General features: G+C 31.9%; 18 protein-coding genes and 1 riboswitch. All 18 genes read right to left on the reverse strand.

Annotated features, from left to right (window positions below):
* Positions 1 to 427: 427 nt before the first annotated feature.
* Entirely contained in the window at positions 428 to 2,062 is a 1,635-nt protein-coding gene (locus tag K8M07_RS11940) for a cobalamin B12-binding domain-containing protein (RefSeq protein WP_223379233.1), read from the reverse strand.
* Complete coding sequence (locus tag K8M07_RS11945) at positions 2,059 to 3,177, reverse strand: NAD/NADP-dependent octopine/nopaline dehydrogenase family protein (RefSeq protein ID WP_223379235.1); 1,119 nt, start codon at positions 3,175 to 3,177, stop codon at positions 2,059 to 2,061. Before K8M07_RS11945 ends, K8M07_RS11940 begins: the two co-directional genes overlap by 4 nt.
* A 92-nt stretch (positions 3,178 to 3,269) precedes the next feature.
* A riboswitch (cyclic di-AMP (ydaO/yuaA leader) is annotated at positions 3,270 to 3,397 on the reverse strand.
* A gap of 313 nt (positions 3,398 to 3,710) precedes the next feature.
* A complete protein-coding gene (locus tag K8M07_RS11950; protein WP_223379237.1) occupies positions 3,711 to 4,268 on the reverse strand; it encodes a 2-oxoacid:acceptor oxidoreductase family protein in 558 nt (185 codons plus the stop codon).
* A complete protein-coding gene (locus K8M07_RS11955; protein WP_223379238.1) occupies positions 4,269 to 5,015 on the reverse strand; it encodes a thiamine pyrophosphate-dependent enzyme in 747 nt (248 codons plus the stop codon).
* Complete coding sequence (locus tag K8M07_RS11960; protein WP_223379240.1) at positions 5,015 to 6,076, reverse strand: 3-methyl-2-oxobutanoate dehydrogenase subunit VorB; 1,062 nt, start codon at positions 6,074 to 6,076, stop codon at positions 5,015 to 5,017. The genes K8M07_RS11955 and K8M07_RS11960 overlap by 1 nt, the downstream gene beginning before the upstream one ends.
* Positions 6,077 to 6,103: 27 nt before the next feature.
* Positions 6,104 to 6,331, reverse strand: a complete 228-nt coding sequence (locus tag K8M07_RS11965; protein ID WP_223379242.1) for a 4Fe-4S binding protein — start codon at positions 6,329 to 6,331, stop codon at positions 6,104 to 6,106.
* Between the two features lie 27 nt (positions 6,332 to 6,358).
* Complete coding sequence (locus K8M07_RS11970; protein ID WP_223379244.1) at positions 6,359 to 7,036, reverse strand: ATP-binding protein; 678 nt, start codon at positions 7,034 to 7,036, stop codon at positions 6,359 to 6,361.
* A 15-nt stretch (positions 7,037 to 7,051) separates the two neighbouring features.
* Positions 7,052 to 8,128: a butyrate kinase gene (gene buk / locus K8M07_RS11975; RefSeq protein WP_223379246.1), complete on the reverse strand. Its 1,077-nt coding sequence runs from the start codon at positions 8,126 to 8,128 to the stop codon at positions 7,052 to 7,054.
* An 11-nt stretch (positions 8,129 to 8,139) separates the two neighbouring features.
* The gene (locus K8M07_RS11980; protein WP_223379248.1) at positions 8,140 to 9,042 is read right to left on the reverse strand and encodes a phosphate butyryltransferase; all 903 of its coding nucleotides are present in this window, start codon (positions 9,040 to 9,042) and stop codon (positions 8,140 to 8,142) included.
* A complete protein-coding gene (gene buk, locus K8M07_RS11985) occupies positions 9,043 to 10,128 on the reverse strand; it encodes a butyrate kinase (protein ID WP_223379250.1) in 1,086 nt (361 codons plus the stop codon).
* Between the two features lie 10 nt (positions 10,129 to 10,138).
* Positions 10,139 to 11,353 carry a YbbR-like domain-containing protein gene (locus tag K8M07_RS11990; RefSeq protein WP_223379252.1) on the reverse strand — a complete coding sequence of 405 codons (1,215 nt, stop codon included), beginning with the start codon at positions 11,351 to 11,353 and terminating at the stop codon, positions 10,139 to 10,141.
* A complete protein-coding gene (gene cdaA / locus K8M07_RS11995; RefSeq protein ID WP_223379253.1) occupies positions 11,334 to 12,170 on the reverse strand; it encodes a diadenylate cyclase CdaA in 837 nt (278 codons plus the stop codon). The genes K8M07_RS11990 and cdaA overlap by 20 nt, the downstream gene beginning before the upstream one ends.
* A gap of 112 nt (positions 12,171 to 12,282) precedes the next feature.
* A complete protein-coding gene (locus K8M07_RS12000; protein ID WP_223379255.1) occupies positions 12,283 to 13,488 on the reverse strand; it encodes a CapA family protein in 1,206 nt (401 codons plus the stop codon).
* Between the two features lie 65 nt (positions 13,489 to 13,553).
* Positions 13,554 to 14,264 carry a PrsW family intramembrane metalloprotease gene (locus K8M07_RS12005; RefSeq protein ID WP_223379256.1) on the reverse strand — a complete coding sequence of 237 codons (711 nt, stop codon included), beginning with the start codon at positions 14,262 to 14,264 and terminating at the stop codon, positions 13,554 to 13,556.
* Between the two features lie 105 nt (positions 14,265 to 14,369).
* Entirely contained in the window at positions 14,370 to 16,076 is a 1,707-nt protein-coding gene (gene ptsP / locus K8M07_RS12010) for a phosphoenolpyruvate--protein phosphotransferase (protein WP_223379258.1), read from the reverse strand.
* A 10-nt stretch (positions 16,077 to 16,086) separates the two neighbouring features.
* The gene (locus tag K8M07_RS12015) at positions 16,087 to 16,350 is read right to left on the reverse strand and encodes an HPr family phosphocarrier protein (protein ID WP_223379260.1); all 264 of its coding nucleotides are present in this window, start codon (positions 16,348 to 16,350) and stop codon (positions 16,087 to 16,089) included.
* A 177-nt stretch (positions 16,351 to 16,527) separates the two neighbouring features.
* Complete coding sequence (locus K8M07_RS12885; RefSeq protein WP_223379261.1) at positions 16,528 to 16,698, reverse strand: DUF5317 domain-containing protein; 171 nt, start codon at positions 16,696 to 16,698, stop codon at positions 16,528 to 16,530.
* A gap of 133 nt (positions 16,699 to 16,831) precedes the next feature.
* The gene (locus tag K8M07_RS12025; protein ID WP_223379263.1) at positions 16,832 to 17,377 is read right to left on the reverse strand and encodes a rubrerythrin family protein; all 546 of its coding nucleotides are present in this window, start codon (positions 17,375 to 17,377) and stop codon (positions 16,832 to 16,834) included.
* Positions 17,378 to 17,567 lie beyond the last annotated feature (190 nt).

Raw genomic sequence — 17,567 nt, forward strand, 5'->3', positions numbered from 1 at the left:
TTATGAAATATAGTTGACAACTAGAATATAGAAAAAGAGGCGTTTCATAACTTATTTATAAGTTATGAAACAGCCCCCTCATTTTTATGTAATTTTTTCTCTAATATACTTTATTTTAATTAATATATTGTAAAATTCATCTAAAGGAAGGCCTCTAAAATATTTACAATATCTGACTTCATTACAAATATTGATTACTATATCTAATGTTTAAAATGTTAATATGTTTTGTCGAAATAAATAGATTATTGCCCTGGAAATTTACAATTTCAAATCCTATGTACAAATTAGATTAGTTTTGTTGAAAATAGTAATAAAATTCTGCAGAATATGATCAAAAAATGCGAATATATAATAATCTACAATAACAATAATTTTAGAAATATATTATTTAAATAAACCTGCTAAAAAGCAGGCTTATTTAAAATTAGATTTTTACTTTTTCTAATAGATTATCGATTCTTTCATTCTCTGATATAATTTTCTTGTTATTAATATCATATGCATATAATGCTCCGCTAATTATTCTTGTATTAAGGCTTCCCTTACATGCTGAATTCCCTTTTAGATGTGGTGCATCTAGTATTCCAATTTCAACGGATTTGGTTAAAGTCTCAGGATCTATTAAAGGATCTTTATCATCTGGCCCTATTGCTTTTATAGCACTCAGTATTATATTAGCTTCTTTTATCAATTCTTCTTTCCTTCTCTGAACGTCCTTATCCCTTGCCATCTTTACAGAGCCCAAGAATTCATTTTTTATTACTCCTCTAACTATTTTACATGATTCTATTATATCATCTGCAGTTGCTGCATGATGAGCTTCACAATAACCTACAACATGATAGATATGAGGTTTAATAGTTAAAGCTAAATAGGCTGAAGATGCTAATTGTCCTTTAGCTTGACTTAAATCTGCAGGGAAACTAGCAAGGCCTGCTCTTGCTTGTCTATATATATTGAAATTCTCATCCTGTAAACTCTCAATTAATTCAATTTTTGCCAACATTTTGGCTAAATCCATCTCTGGCGAAATAAAAGCTGGAACATTAAACATATATTGGGCAATGTAATCTCTAACGCCCATCTTCTTTGCGTTATAAGCTGCTAAATAAGCTGTAGTAACTCCTATTGCATCGTGAGCATCTCTTAGACTCCAGTGATGAGATTCATTTACTTCCACTGGTATATTTCTTTCACCATGCCATTTCATTACTTGTTGATTCTCATAAATAGCATCTTTAAGTTTTCTTGCCCCTCTCTTATCAAGCTCACTGTACCAGAATAATGGTACTGCACACCAAGCATTATCTATATTTCTCTTTAAAACATCTGAAAATTTAACAATGTTTTGAGTCCCACTATAAGAACGTAATAGTGGATAATTGCCTCTCTGAGCAGCTTTATATAATCTTTTAAAATCATTTTCTGTCCTCAGAGGTACTCCACCAGCCCCATCTAATCTTTTGTCCATCTTATTCTGTTCAAAGAAAAACTGTTGCGCATTTTGATCAGGGGCTATGGATATGACATCTAACACTTTTGATTCTGCTATTTTTTCAATTGCTTTTATAGTTTCATCTATTGTTGATAATCCGAGATGATGTCTGAGTATTGGATAGGGATACTTTGAACGTATTCTAGAAATCAAATCTTTAGGATATCTTTCATTTTTAGAATGTTCCTTTCCTTTTAAATATCCTATTACTTCATCTATATCTTCATATCCATAAAAAATCTTGTTAAATATATTTGATCTTTTTGCTACCTTTCCTGTAGGCTCTGTCCCTCCAAACAGCCATATAAGATCTTGTAAATTTTCTTTTTCTATTTTAGTTTTCAACTCATTCAATATCTTCAATAAAGGCTCTGGAGTTAAGCGATAGCTTAATGCCACTACGTCTGGATTTTTATTTTTAATATTTTTTATCAATTCATTAATGGATACTCTAATTCCTAAAAATTCTGCATCGTATCTTTCATCTTCTGCAAGCCTTAAGAAATTCATTACCCCAGCTACATGAACGCAGTTCCCAATTGTACATGCCAATATCTTTTTCATGAAGCCACCTCCTCATCATCTTGCTCCAATGTTTTGCCTTTTTCAGCATATTCATGTATCTCTTTTACTGTTAAGCCTTTTAATCCTAATTTTTCTGCAGTTCTACCTTCTTTAAAAAAGTCTATACCTGTTATCAATTCTGCTAACCTAATTATTGAATCTATAGCAGGGGTTTCAATATTTAATTCTTTAGCTAATGATGACATAGGAATTAAGCTATAAGGTACATCTTCATATATGTATCTTATATTTAATCCTTTAGGGGCTCGTAATCCTTTATATCCTGGATTATTCTGCACCGCTTCATATAAATTACTACCTTTTGCTCCATAAGTTTCCTCCAACCAATCTTTTGCTGATTGCATGTCTATGTTCAATAATAATCCTAATTTCATCCTTTCAACATCCATTTTCTCTAAGAAATTTCCTATTGAAGGGGTTATGCCTTCTGTATAATAATCAAATGTGGCTCCTCTTTCTATATGTCCGCAGTTTAATATAGTTGGCCCTGGATGAAATATTGCTCCATAATTATTTATACTAGTCTCTATGACATTTCTGGCAGCTTTAAATTGCGGATAAGCATCATTAATCATATTTATAACGTAGTTCGTCCTTATAGTAGGTATTGCTGCTAACTTAACTTCTTTCTTTGATTTAAAAATATGAGCACTGGTTTCTGATGTTTTTCTACATGCATATATTAAAGTTTGAGCTTCTGATACAATAATATTTTTACTCGTCAGCTTTTTTATTGCAGCATAAACTTCTAGAGCACCACCAGTTCTTCCTGGGTTCAAAACAATTATTTGACCATCTTCTAAATAAGGTGCCATCATGATAGCTATATTATAGTGAGCCATAGATGGTACTGTAATCATTATTATATCCACATTTTTAATAGCTTTTTCGATATCACCTGTAACGATGTTTAACTTCCCTTTACCTTCAACTTCACCAGTTATCTCTATTATAGGTTTTCTCATCAGCGGAAGTATCTTGTCTAAGGTTCTATTATATAGATTAACATTGTAACCTATCATGGCCAAATAGCCTGCTATTGCAATTCCTCCATTACCTGCACCAATTATCGCATAGCTTGAATCTCTTTTCATACTATTACCTCCTATCCCATATTTTCCCTTTTCATGTATGATAAAATAAAAACTATAGAGGGCTTTCTATAGTTGATAAGTGACAAAAATTATTAATCCCTCTATTACGCTTACGAGGTTAGCTGTCGGGTTCGGACTAAGGGCTTTGCCGTCCAAAAGGATTTACCCCAAAAATTGGATCCCCCGTTTCCCAAAAAAAGGAATTTAGCAATAAATATATTATTATAAGTTATGTTATATGAATAAATGTAAAATAGTCCTTCGAAAAGACTTTCTAATGATTAAAATAAGTAGTTAATTGAAAATTTATTTTGAACAGAAACGTTCAGAAAACTATATAAAAGATTGTAATATTTATAGTTATTAACAAAAATAGTATATCATAATTCTTCAATCAATGCAAGTTTTTTCTTTTTTTTGATAATTTCACCTATACGCCTGCTAATATTATAAACAATATCAAAAAATAATAGAAGAAGAGCTAAAGAAACTACTCTTCCTCTAAATTCATCTACATATAATAAAATATATATTTATACAGTTGCTGCCATCTGTTTTCTTACCACTTCTGCTCCCTTTTCTAATGCTTTCTTATTTATTGGAATTAATTTAGCCTTCTTTTCTCCAAATACTTTTGTAAATCCTTCTAATATGGATTCTACTTTTACTGGTTTAGCTACTTCCAAATAAGCCCCCAGTATTACCATATTAGCTACTTTCATATTACCTAATTCTTCAGCTATTTCATTGGCTGGAATATAATAAACTTCTATATCATCTCTTTCAGCTTTTTGATCAATTAAGGAAGAATTAATGAATAATTTTCCACCTTCTACAATAGTGGGTTCAAATTTATCTAAAGAAGGTTTATTCATAACTATAGCTGTTGAAGCATCTACTACTACTGGTGAACCTACATCTTCACTAGATATGGTTACACCACAGTTAGCTGTACCACCACGCATTTCTGGACCATAAGATGGTAACCAAGAAACATTTTTATCTTCTATCATTCCTGCATAAGTCAACAACTGGCCTATTGCCATTACTCCTTGTCCACCAAAACCTGCAATAGTTATTCTTTCTTCCATTTATTCCACCTCCTCTGGTTTTCTAAAGTTTCCTAGAGGATAATAAGGTATCATGTTCTCTTCTAGCCACTTCAATGCTTCTTGTGGCGTATATCCCCAGTTAGTTGGGCAAGTAGACAATACTTCTACTATTCCGAAGCCCTTTCCTTCCAATTGAAGTTTAAAACATTCTTTTATAGCTTTTTTAGCCTTTCTTACATTAGCAGGTGTAGTTACCGTTACCCTTTCTACAAACTTAGCTCCATCTATCGTTGCAAGAAGTTCTGACATTTTAATAGGTTTACCACAATGAGCTTCATCCCTACCATTAGGTGCAGTTGTAGCTTTTTGTCCTACTAAAGTCGTTGGAGCCATTTGTCCTCCTGTCATACCATAAATTGCGTTATTTATAAATATAGTCGATATTTTTTCCCCACGATGAGCTGCATGAACTATTTCCGCTGTTCCTATAGAAGCCAAGTCTCCATCACCTTGGTAAGTAAATACAAAGTTGTCTGGACGAACTCTCTTTATTCCTGTTGCTACAGCTGGTGCTCTACCATGAGCTGCTTCATGCATATCACAGTTAAAATATTTATAAGCAAGTACTGAACATCCTACTGGTGCTACTCCAATGGCTTTGTCTAGTACGCCCAATTCTTCTAATACTTCTCCTACCAATCTATGAACTATACCATGGGTACATCCAGGGCAATAATGAGTTTGAGCGTCAGTCAACCCTTTTGTCTTTTTAAATACTACTGCCATTATATCTCACCTCCATAGATTTTCTTAACTTTCTCAATAATTTCATTTGGTGTAGGTATCATTCCTCCAGTTCTACTATGGAAGTATACTGGGTATTTCCCCTTAACAGCTATTTTTACATCATCTAACATTTGACCACTATTCATTTCTACTGTCAATATTCCTTTACAATTATCATTTATCTTTTCAAATTCATCATATGGGTATGGCCATAATGTTATTGGTCTTATAAGCCCAACTTTATATCCTTCTTTTTCTAATTGGGATATTGCAGTTTTTGCTATTCTAGATGTAGTTCCGTAAGCAGCTATTACCACATCTGCTTCTTCTAGATTGTAAGATTCAACTTTTATTTCATTCTTCTTTATATCATTATATTTTTGTTGAAGTCTAATATTATGTTCTTCTAAATCTTCTGGTTGTAAATATAGAGAATTTATTATATTTGGTTTTCTCTTTCCTCCTGTACCAGTAGTTGCCCAATCCTTCTCAGGTAATTCTCTTTTCTTAGGTGCTTTGAATTCCACTGGTTCCATCATTTGACCAATCATTCCATCACCTAAAATCATTACTGGATTTCTATATTGATCTGCTATATCAAATCCTTCTATAATTAAATCTACTAGTTCTTGAACATTGGCTGGAGCTAGGACTACTAATCTATAATCTCCATTTCCTCCACCTCTTGTTGCTTGAAAATAATCAGTTTGTGATGGTTGTATACTTCCAAGTCCAGGTCCACCTCTCATTATATTAACTATAAGACAAGGTAGCTCTGCACCTGCAATATAAGATATACCTTCTTGCTTTAATGATATACCAGGACTTGATGATGAAGTCATTACTCTTACTCCTGATCCTGCTGCACCATAAACCATATTAATTGCAGCTAACTCACTTTCTGCTTGTAGGAAAATCCCACCAGCTTTTGGTAACTCTCTAGACATATATTCTGGTAATTCACTTTGTGGTGTTATAGGGTATCCAAAGAAATATTTACAGCCTGCTTCCATAGCAGCAGCCCCTATAGCTTCATTTCCCTTCATGAGAACTTTAGCCATCAAAAACCCTCCTTAAAATTTTATTTATTATAGTCTTTCAACAGTTATAACAACATCTGGGCACATAGTTGCACAACTTGCACAACCAATGCATTCATCCATATCTTCAATAGTAGCTGGATGATAACCTTTTGCATTAATTTTTTCATTATCTAAGGATATGATGTTTACTGGACATGCTGAAACACATAGCCCACATCCCTTACAAATATCTTCTTGGAAAGTCACTTTTCCTCTTACTTTTGCTTTAGCCACTCATAAAACCTCCTTATGTTTTATATTTTAGACCATCCACTCTTCTCTCATATATAATTTTATAGGAAATATTTCACCTTCTAAATTAGATGGTAATTCTCTTGCAACATCTTCTAGTGCAACAACATATTTAACTGGAATATCAGTTTTTTCTGAAATCTTTTCAACTAACTCTTGTCCCATCAGTACATCGTCTATTGTTGTGCTTTTTAACATATGAGTATTATTTATTATACCAGTAACTTTAGCTCTAGCAGTATATTCTATTTTTTTCATATATTCAATAGATTTTGCTACAGTTTGAGTTTCTGGCCTATTGGCATTTAATACAAAAAACATGTCATATTGCCCTTCAACAAAATATTGAAAATATCTACCCAGAGTTCTAGCTCCAGCTGGATCTCCTCCTACATCTAAAACAGCTTCATAGGTTTTATCTTGCATCGGGGTAATTATTTCTGCAGAAATCGCTGGTATATCCACTCCAGAACCTTTTATAGAACTACTAATAACTTTGACACCTAATTTTTTAAGTTCTTCTGTTTTTTCTCTACTCCTAAAATAGAGATTTACTATATCTAAATCACCTAAAGCAACCTTTTTACCCTTTTCTGCTAATTTTATTGCATAGTTAACGCTAAATTCAGTCTTACCACTACCGTAATGTCCAACGATAATTCTCAGCCTTTTATCATTAATAATCATATTACCACCTATATTCTAAATGTATTCTTTAGCCTCTTCTTCACCTCTTAATACTCTTAATCCACCTTCTGCTAGTGCTGTTAACTCATCTTCTCCTGGATAGATATATACATCAGATATAAAACTTATACTTTCTGATATCCAATCCGTAAACATTTTATCATGTGCAATGCCTCCAGTTAATAAGATACCATCAACTTTTCCCTTCAAAACTGCGGCACAGCTTCCTATTTCTTTTGATACTTGGTATGCCATAGCATAATATATAAGCTTAGCATATTCATCTCCATTGTCTATCATCTCTTTTACTTCTAATGCACTATTAGTGTTAAGATATGAAACCAATCCACCTTTACCTGATATTTTCTTCTTCATCTCTTCATAGGTAAATTTACCACAATAGCAAAGCTTAATCAAATCTCCAACAGGTAATGCACCAGTTCTCTCTGGAGAAAAAGGTCCTTGTCCATTCAAAGCATTGGGAACGTCTATTACCTTTCCATTTTGGTGAGCGCCTACAGAGATTCCTCCTCCTAGATGAGCTACTATTAAGTTCATATCTTCGTACTTTTTCTCTTGGAGTTTAGCATGTCTTCTTGCTACTGCTTTATGGTTTAATGCATGGAATATGCTTGCTCTTTCTATTTCCTTTAATCCTGATATCCTTGCTACATCAGTTAATTCATCAACTACAACTGGATCAACTATATAAGCTTCAGCACCTATTCTTTGCGCTATTCCGTGTGCAAGAAATCCTCCTAGATCAGAAGCATGCTCTCCTTTTTCAACTGATTTTAAGTCTTCTAGCATTCTTTCGTTAACTTTATAAGTTCCACCTTCTATTGGCTTAAGTAGTCCTCCACGACCAATTATTGCTGAAAATGTATTTATATCTATATCGTTTTTATTTAAAGCTTCTAATACAATATTCATCCTAAATTCATATTGGTCCGTTACCTTTTCATATGTTGTTAATTCTTCTGTTGAATGTCTCAGTGTCCCTTCAAATACAACTTCCTCATTATCAAAAACTGCAATTTTAGTAGAAGTAGAACCAGGATTAATAACTAGTAGTCTATAGGTTTGTCCCATAAATATCCTCCTTATTTTGAACTTAGCAATACTGCTAATACAATAGAATGTAATTTTGCCTCATCACTATCTGCCCTTGAAGTCAATACAATCGGAGCCTTAGCTCCCGAAATTATACCTGCACTTTTAGATTTAGCAAAGAAAGTTAGAGATTTATATAATACATTTCCCGCTTCAATATATGGCATCAATAAAATGTCTGCATCTCCTGCAACTTCTGAATCTATTCCTTTAGTTTTTGCTGCCTCTTTTGATATAGCATTGTCTAAAGCAAGTGGGCCATCTACTATACACCCAGTAATATCTCCATTTCTATTCATATCAGCTAATTCTTTAGCATGAATAGTGGCTTCCATTTTCTTGGAAACCTTTTCTTTAGCTGCAATTGCAGCTACTTTAGGATTGTTCACTCCTAATGAATGCGCTAATTCCACTGCATTTATTATTATATCTTTCTTTTGATTTACATCTGGGTTTATATTCATAGCAGCATCAGTTATAAATAATAACTTATGATAAGTTTCTACATCAAATACTGCTATATGACTAATTATTTTACCTGTTCTAAGCCCTATCTCTTTGTCTAAAACCTGTTTCATAATAATAGATGTATCTATCAATCCTTTCATCAATACATCTGCTCTTCCACTACTTACTAATTCTGTAGCTTTTCTCGCAGCCATTTGACCATCTTTTTCGTCTATTATTTCTATTCCTACTAAATCGAAACCTATTTTTTGACTTACTTTTTCTATCTTTAACTTATCTCCAACTAAAATAGGTTCAACAATATTTAAATCTTTGGATGCTTTAACTGCACTTAAAACTTCTTCATCCTCAGCCACTGCTACAGATAATCTTTTTGGCCCTTTCCTCTGTGCATTTTTTAACAAATCAGTAAAAGATTCTGCCATTTAAAAGGCCACCTCCTCTTCATATATTTTAAGTTTGCCTTTACCCTCTATAACTCTTAATACGCCCTTATTCAAAGCGCTCATTTCATCCTCGCCTGGGTAGACGACAATATTTGCTATAAAACTAACCATTTTTTTTATATTTTTTACTAAATATTTAGAATGAGCTAATCCTCCTGTTAATATTATATCATCTATATCTCCTTTTAGCACTGTAGCTGCACTTCCTATTTCTTTGCCTATTTGATATATCATGGCATCATATATGAGCTTGGCGTATTTGTCATCGTTATCAATTCTTTTTTCCACTTCTCTAGCATCTGACGTTCCTAAATAGGACACGAGCCCACCTTTGCCCTTTACCTTTGATCTCATTTCTTGAAGAGTATATTTACCAGAATAACACATTCTAACTAACTCTCCTACAGGTAAATCTCCAGTTCTTTCTGGTGAGAAAGGTCCCATCTCACTAGCATTATTTACATCAATCATTCGTCCTCCTTTAACAGGAGCAATAGATATTCCTCCTCCTAAATGGGCTACTACTAAATTTAAATCCTTTATATCTTTATTTAATTCTTCTGCTCTCCTATAGGATACTGCTTTAATATTCAGTGCATGAATTTGCGATTTTCTTTCTAAATCTTTTAATCCTGAAATCCTCGCTACTTCTTCAAATTCATCTACTGCCACTGGATCTATTATAAATGCATCAACCTCTGCTTTATCAGCTATCCCTTTGGCTAATATCCCCCCTAAGTTAGCAGCATGTTCTGCAGTTATCCCTATTCTTAAATCTTCAAGCATTTTTTCTGTTACTAGGTATGTTCCTCCTGGCATAGGCCTTAATAATCCACCTCTGCCAACTACTGCTCTTAGGCAGCTAATATCAATGTTTTCTTCCCTTAACCAATTATAGATTAGATTCAATCTATAATCATATTCACCTATAACTCTTTCATACATTTCCAATTCATTTTTGCTATGATGTATTGTATTAGATTTTATCTCATACTCTCCTTCATATATTGCTACTTTAGTCGATGTGGAGCCAGGATTTATTGCTAAAACATACTTTTTATCCATCATATCCTCCTCATTCCCTTGTTAATGTGATTTCAAAGCTTTTAGGTGACAACTTTGAAACTTTAATGCCTTCCTTTTCTTTTACGGTAATATCTACTGTATGAGTTCCTTCTTTCAAATCTTCTAAATTTAGTTCCATTTCAATATCTTTCATTTCTAATGGTTTAATTATAGACTTAGCTCCTTGTACAGTTAATGTAAATGGTACATTTAATTTTTCTTCATCTATATTAAGCTCCGGATCCAAATTAGCTATTTTAACATCTGATAGATTATAATTTAAATCCTTGGTCATAACTTCTTCAATATTTAAAGTTACCACAGTTTGTTTGTCAGGATCAGATAGTCTTACACCTTCGGGAATTTCTAAATCAACTGGCATATCTTTATCTTTTATCAATGAGTTAATATCTATTGGCGCAGTGTTTATCGAATCAATCCCTTTTAACGCATCTTCCTTACCTATAATATCAACTCTACTTGGTTTTATATTAACATCCATTATTTCATAATTCTCTGGTAGCTGATTTTCCGTTTGTAACTCTATTGGTACAGTTTTAGTTTTATATATAGGTATTGATATATCAACTACATTTTGATTAGTTGATACATCTCTAACATCATTCCCGTTATCATCTACAAGTCTTATTGGCACCGATACGTTAATATCATCAGTACTATTTGAAACATCTATTGAAGCAACAGCTTTAGATACTCTATTAATTAAAGTTCTAGGCCCTTCCATGACAATTGATTGAGGCTTTACAGTTGGAGTTCCTAAAGCATATCCTTCTGGCAGATCTCCAACAGTTTCAATAGTCACAGAACTTTCTTTATTTATTATTTTATCAAACCTAAACAAAATCTCTTTTGGACTATAATCTTCCAGGGTCACTCCACCAGGAACTTGAACATATATAGGAACCTTAACTTCCCCTTCGCTGTATCCACTTAAATCGGCTTGAGCTATTATATCGTCTTTCGATACCTTTATGATATCAGATCTTCTGCCAGAAATAGAAACTTTAATGTTTGCGTTCTCAGGTTCCAAAATTACAAGACCTTGTCTTTTTAATGCAGTTTCATTTATTAAATTTACATTGATATTCCTATGTTCTTCTGTACTTCTAGGATCCACTTCACTCATAACATAGCTCCACAAAATGATAGCTATAATTAAAGCAAAGATCTTTAACATCAAATCATTATTCTTCTCTTTGCTCATCTTTTCGCCTCCATTTTGTAAAAATTGACGGTTGTTGTCCACTAACAGGTTTATACATATCCATCAAAATTTGTTTCAAAGTCTTCGCATCTAAATATCTAGCTAGGCTACCACTATCAGCAATTGAAATAGAACCTGTTTCTTCTGATACCACTATAGCCAAGCTGTCAGATTTCTCTGAAATACCAAGAGCTGCTCTATGCCTAGTACCTAAATCTTTACTAAGAGACTGATTATCGGTTAATGGCAGAAAACATCCAGCAGCTTTTACTGTATCTTCTTTAATTATTACAGCACCATCGTGAAGAGGGGTATTTGGAATAAATATATTTATAAGAAGATTACTAGATACTTTTCCTTTTATTTTTGTTCCAGTCTCTACTACTTCATTTAAACCAGTTTCCCTTTCAATAACAATTAACGCTCCAATTTTCTGTCTGGAAAGAGAAGCCACTGCATCTACAATTTCATTTGCAATTTCTCCTAAACTTTCACCCTTTATTTCAACGAAAGATTTAGTAAAAAATCTGCTTCTACCTATATACTCTAATGCTCGTCTTAATTCAGGTTGAAATACTATTAGGATAGCTAGAACCCCAACTGTCATAGCTGTATCCAAAATCCAATTTAAGGTATAAAACTCTAGCCATTCACTTACTTTCGTTAATACAAACAGAACAAAAATACCTTTGGTTAACTGCTCTGCTCTAGTTTCCCTTATCAGCATAAAAAGTTTATAAAAAGCTAACGCTACTATTAAAATATCAATAATATCTCTTACTCTTATATTTAAAAACAAATCTTTTAAATATTGCAATGGCTACCACACCTTTATCAAGTTTTTCCACACATTATAATTATACAATAAATAAACCGAAATTTGAACAAAACACAAGATTATTTATAATAATGAATATTCTCACAATTCCTCAATACTCAAACATTACATCTATAGTATCACTATAAGATTCATCAATCCTTGCTCTTTCATTATTATTCAATTGAATAAATAAACGTTTATCTTCCAAAAAATCCTCTATTGGAAGTATTTCATATCTTGTTCCCTCTTCTTCCTTATATTTTCTAACCCAAGTTGGTATATAAGTAATATCTTTAATAATGGTTTTATCATCTGAAAAGTTTTTTTCTAATTCAATATTTATCATTACTCCATCTTCAGTATATTTATTGCCCATAGTTGCCTGTCGTTGGTTTGATAAAAAATTACCCATAGAATATATTATGAAATTATCATTTCCATTAGAATTTACCACATCACTATGTTGAACTACATGAGGATGTGTTCCAAGGATTATATTGGCTCCCCATTCCAACATTTTTCTTCCCAATTCCATCTGGTACTGAGATGGTTCCCTTTCATACTCATTTCCCCAATGAATAAATACAACTATTGAATCCACTCCTAAATTTTTCGCTTTTTCTATATCTTCCTTTATTATGTCTTCATCAATCTTATTTATCATATATGATTGTTCATCTTCCATTAATGTACTTTCTAATCCATTAAATCCATAAGAATAAGATAAAAACGCAAGTTTTATTTCATTTACCTCTTCTATTAATATAGAATTGTTCGGTTCTTTATATGTTCCAATATTGTTCATTTCATGTTGATTAATATAATTGATAGTATTAATTAATCCTTTTTTCCCTTGATCTAATGAATGATTATTAGCAGTATTTAATATATCAAAACCTGCCCCTTTAATAGCAATCAATGTTTCAATGGGAGAATTAAATCTAGGATAGCCAGAAAAACCAATCTCATTTCCACAGGTTACAGTTTCAAAATTAGCGATTGATATATCAGCAGAATTAATATACTTTTTTACATATTTAAAGGCATTGGTGAAATCATAGGTTTGAAGTTCTGGAATATAAGCTGCTTTTATTTGGGGCATATGAAACATAATATCTCCAACAGCCAATAAGGTTGCAGTAGTTGTCTCATCTTCTGTCTTATCTATTATATCTTCTGGAAGTTCTTCTACAGAATCCTTTTCATCTACAATAGGTTCTGATTTAGTATGAAAGATTGTCCCATTATTTTCTATTGAAATGATACTCAATATACTAGCCAAAAGAATTAAAATAGCAATTAGTATTTTTTTCATAATTTCCCTCATTCCATCGAGCTCTATGTCTATTTTATAATTTATTTATGAATAATTCAACCTAATTATTCATCTTTGTTAATGTCAATCATTCTATTCCTAGAATCATACATAAATTTGCTCAACTTCTTCTGATTAAGCCACCATAAATAAATTACATAAGGAATAAATAACATTCCTAGTATGCGAACTTGAGTCATTAACACAAAATTAAATCCTCCATGAAGTAGTATAGGCATATACAAAGATCTTCTCATATTTATCCTCGATCTTTTGTCATCAGCATCAAACTTTGCTAATGACAGGTAATAGCCCATTGTTAGTCCAAATGCCGCATGAGCCGGCACGGAAAAGATACCTCTGTATAAACCGACATGAGGGTTATTTGCATATCTATATACTACATATACAATATTTTCTACAGTTGCAAATCCCATAGCTGAGAATATTCCATAAACTATCCCATCTAGTTTTTCATTAAAATATTTTGAATTATATGGTACTTTCAGTACTACTAATCTTTTGAAATATTCTTCAGTTAATCCTGCTACAATAAAAGATATATATAGATTATTTAAAATCGTAATTTCTGAAAATATATTTATCCTTAAAAAAAACTCTTCTACTATTAATATAGGAACAACTGTCAAAGCTCCTAAAAGGTATGTTAATATTAAATACTTAGATGGTTCCCTATCATGTCTATCACTTAAATATATAGCTAATATTATAGCTATTGCTGGTGTTATAGCTATGATAAATAATCTTAAATCCAAAATATCGCCTCCAATAATATAATTAATTATATTATTAGTTAAAACAAGAAAATAATTCTAAGGATTGATTAGAAAAACTCACTAAATTTAGTGAGTTTTTCATTATTATCCTATTATATTTTCATCAATAAACTTTTCAACATCTTCTGCTGTTGGTAGACTTAAGATTTTATCTAGCATAGGCTCTATTTCTTTTTTTGAAGTATTTTTAATTATCCATCTTGCTTTCAGCACTGAAGATGGGCTCATACTGAACTCATCTAATCCCATACCTAATAATAAAGGTATAAGTTTTTCATCTCCTGCTGCTTCTCCACACATACCTACCCATATTCCTTGTTTATGACCATTTTCTATAGTCATCTTTATAAGTTTTAATACTGCAGGATGATATTGGCTATATAAATATGATATATCCTGATTTCCTCTATCCACAGCAACAGTATATTGAATTAAATCGTTAGTTCCAATGCTAAAGAAATCAACTTCCTTCGCAAATATATCTGAATGAATTGCAACGGCTGGAATTTCAACCATTATTCCTATTTCTATATCTTCATTAAATGAAATATTTTCATTTCTTAACTCATTTTTTGCTTCTTCCAATATCCTTTTTGCATCTCTTATTTCCTTTATATTGGATATCATGGGAAACATTATCTTTATATTACCAAATGCAGATGCTCTTAGCAATGCTCTCAATTGAATTTTAAATATATCTGTTCTATCTAAGCATAATCTTATAGCTCTATATCCTAAGAATGGGTTCATTTCCTCTGGAAGATTTAAATAAGGAATATCTTTATCTCCACCAACATCCAAAGTCCTTATAATAACGGGCTTCCCTTTTAATCTCTCCGCTACTATTTTATATGCTTCAAATTGTTCATCTTCTGTTGGCATATTGTCACTATCCATATATAGAAATTCTGTCCTATACAGTCCAACTCCTTCTCCATCCTTTTGTATTACACTATCTACATCTTTGGGAGTTCCAATATTAGCTACTATCTCAATTTTCACTCCATCTTTCGATATACTTTTTTCGCCTTTCATTTGTTGTATCTTCTTATTAAATCTTTCATATTCACTTTTTTTATTTTCATAAACTTTTATTTCATGTTCAGATGGATTTAATAATATTAAACCCTCACTCCCATCAATTATCATCATATCTTCATTACTTGTAATTTGGGTTATATCCTTCACTCCTGCTACGGCTGGTATTTCTAAAGTTCTTGCCATAATGGATGTATGTGAAGTTTTACCACCTAATTCTGTCACAAAGCCTATTACCATATCCTTGTTCATCTGAGCAGTATCAGATGGAGTTAAATCTTCAGCTACTAGAATGCACTTTTCCTTTAAAGTTCTAAGGTCTGTACTTTTAATTCCCAACAGCTCTCTTAACAATCTTTTAGATACATCTTTCAGATCTAAGGCTCTTGCTCTTAAATATTCATCTTCAATGTTCTCAAATAATTCTATAAATTGATTGGAGACTTCTTTTACAGCCCATTCTACATTAACCTTTTTCTCTTTGATTTTAGATTTTATTCCATCAATAAATTCTGGATCCTCCAGCATCATCTTGTGAGCGTTGAAAATCTGTGCTTCTTCTTCACCTACATTTTCCAAAGTTTCATCATATAAATCTTGAACCTCTTCAATACCTTTTTTTATAGCTTTATCCAATCTTTTTATCTCAAAGTCTATATCGTCGATTTGCTTTAATTCTATTATTAATTCAGGCTCCTTATATACTAACACTTTGCCTATAGCTATTCCAGATGATGTACCTATAGCTTTCATAAAATGCCTCCTATTCCTTAAAGTTATTCTTAACTAGATTTATCAATGCTTTTATAGCTTCCTCTTCATCATTTCCTTCAGCTTCTATTGAAATTGTATCTCCTTTTGCTGCGCCCATACTTAATATTCCCATAATGCTTTTAGCATTATATTCTTTACCATTCTTAGTTACTATTATTTCTGATGAAAATTTAGACGCTTTCTTTACAAATAAGCTTGCTGGTCTAGCATGAAGTCCTGTTTCATTTGTTAAAATTATTTCTTCTTTAAACATGTTTATTCCTCCTTAATATTCTCATTAATATTATTGTTTAGTAATATTTCAATATGATTTTAAAATTATCTTTAATTATTATATATATTATTTATCATATTGATTTTCCTCTGTTTGTTTTTCATATAATACTGAATTATTAAAAATATACCTATACCTATTATTATATCTCATATTCTAATAACTTTTTAGAAATGGATAAGGTTCTGGGATCATAATAATGTCTAGTAGATAGTACAAGATGGTATCCCCAGCAGTTAAAACATGAGCTAGCATTCTATTGTTTATAAGTAGATTCAATCGATTATACAATTTCGAATTAGTTAATTTCTTTAGAGACATATGCATTTTCCCATCATTTTTATTTACTTGTTAGATACTATATATTCGTCTCATGCATTACCTAATACTGGAGCCATTTACAATATACACTATGCAGAAAAGGTTTTCATAATAAAACAAGGTGCCTTTCGGCACCTTGTCAATATTCTTTAAATAAATCTCTTTTCGCATTACAGAGTGGACATTTTTCTTCGTCACCGGTTAAACTTATATACCCACAAACTGGGCATAGATATACTTTTTCTGCATTTAAATCTTTATCGTTATCTACAGACTCTTTTGCTTTAGTAAAAAGCTTAGCATGAATTTTTTCCGCTTCAATTGCATATTTCATAGCGGATAATGCTGCTTTTTCTTCTTGCATTTCTGCTACAGCTATATATGCAGGATACATTTGTGTAAATTCAAATGTTTCTCCATCTATTGCACCTTGTAGATTTTCTGACGTTGTTCCATATCCAAATCCTGCTCTTGAACTTACATCATAATCCCCTGTTTCATCTTGCAAAGCCTTGAAATGTAGAGTGGCATGCACTTGTTCTGCGTCAGAAGTAGCCATAAACAGCCTGGCAACAGTTGGATAACCATCTTTTTCTGCCTTCTCCCCCCAAATTCTATATCTCATATGTGCTTGACTTTCTCCACCAAATGCTGATCTTAAATTATAAGCTGTCATATGATTCATATGTATACCCCCTTATTATAAATTACTTGCACACATTATCCCTATATACATATATACCATGATTATATCATAATAAACATAAAAATCCATAATAAAAAATTATTAATTACATTTCCTTAGTTCTGCAGCAAAAATTCAATATAAAGTTAATATAATCCTTTGCCTATCTTGGTTAGGGATATTTTTTTGT

The organism is Schnuerera sp. xch1, assembly GCF_019931165.1.
Classification (GTDB): Bacteria; Bacillota; Clostridia; order Tissierellales; family Tepidimicrobiaceae; genus JAIOUP01.

Excerpts from the sequence above, each read along its gene's own strand:
- K8M07_RS11980 (WP_223379248.1), bottom strand. The coding sequence starts at position 9,042 with ATGGCAGAATCTTTTACTGATTTGTTAAAAAATGCACAGAGGAAAGGG.
- K8M07_RS11990 (WP_223379252.1), bottom strand. The coding sequence starts at position 11,353 with ATGAGCAAAGAGAAGAATAATGATTTGATGTTAAAGATCTTTGCTTTA.
- buk (WP_223379246.1), bottom strand. The coding sequence starts at position 8,128 with ATGGGACAAACCTATAGACTACTAGTTATTAATCCTGGTTCTACTTCT.
- K8M07_RS12000 (WP_223379255.1), bottom strand. The coding sequence starts at position 13,488 with ATGAAAAAAATACTAATTGCTATTTTAATTCTTTTGGCTAGTATATTG.
- K8M07_RS11955 (WP_223379238.1), bottom strand. The coding sequence starts at position 5,015 with ATGGCAGTAGTATTTAAAAAGACAAAAGGGTTGACTGACGCTCAAACT.
- K8M07_RS11960 (WP_223379240.1), bottom strand. The coding sequence starts at position 6,076 with ATGGCTAAAGTTCTCATGAAGGGAAATGAAGCTATAGGGGCTGCTGCT.
- K8M07_RS12885 (WP_223379261.1), bottom strand. The coding sequence starts at position 16,698 with ATGCATATGTCTCTAAAGAAATTAACTAATTCGAAATTGTATAATCGA.
- K8M07_RS11970 (WP_223379244.1), bottom strand. The coding sequence starts at position 7,036 with ATGATTATTAATGATAAAAGGCTGAGAATTATCGTTGGACATTACGGT.
- ptsP (WP_223379258.1), bottom strand. The coding sequence starts at position 16,076 with ATGAAAGCTATAGGTACATCATCTGGAATAGCTATAGGCAAAGTGTTA.
- K8M07_RS12015 (WP_223379260.1), bottom strand. The coding sequence starts at position 16,350 with ATGTTTAAAGAAGAAATAATTTTAACAAATGAAACAGGACTTCATGCT.
- K8M07_RS11940 (WP_223379233.1), bottom strand. The coding sequence starts at position 2,062 with ATGAAAAAGATATTGGCATGTACAATTGGGAACTGCGTTCATGTAGCT.
- buk (WP_223379250.1), bottom strand. The coding sequence starts at position 10,128 with ATGGATAAAAAGTATGTTTTAGCAATAAATCCTGGCTCCACATCGACT.
- K8M07_RS11950 (WP_223379237.1), bottom strand. The coding sequence starts at position 4,268 with ATGGAAGAAAGAATAACTATTGCAGGTTTTGGTGGACAAGGAGTAATG.
- K8M07_RS11945 (WP_223379235.1), bottom strand. The coding sequence starts at position 3,177 with ATGAAAAGAGATTCAAGCTATGCGATAATTGGTGCAGGTAATGGAGGA.
- K8M07_RS12025 (WP_223379263.1), bottom strand. The coding sequence starts at position 17,377 with ATGAATCATATGACAGCTTATAATTTAAGATCAGCATTTGGTGGAGAA.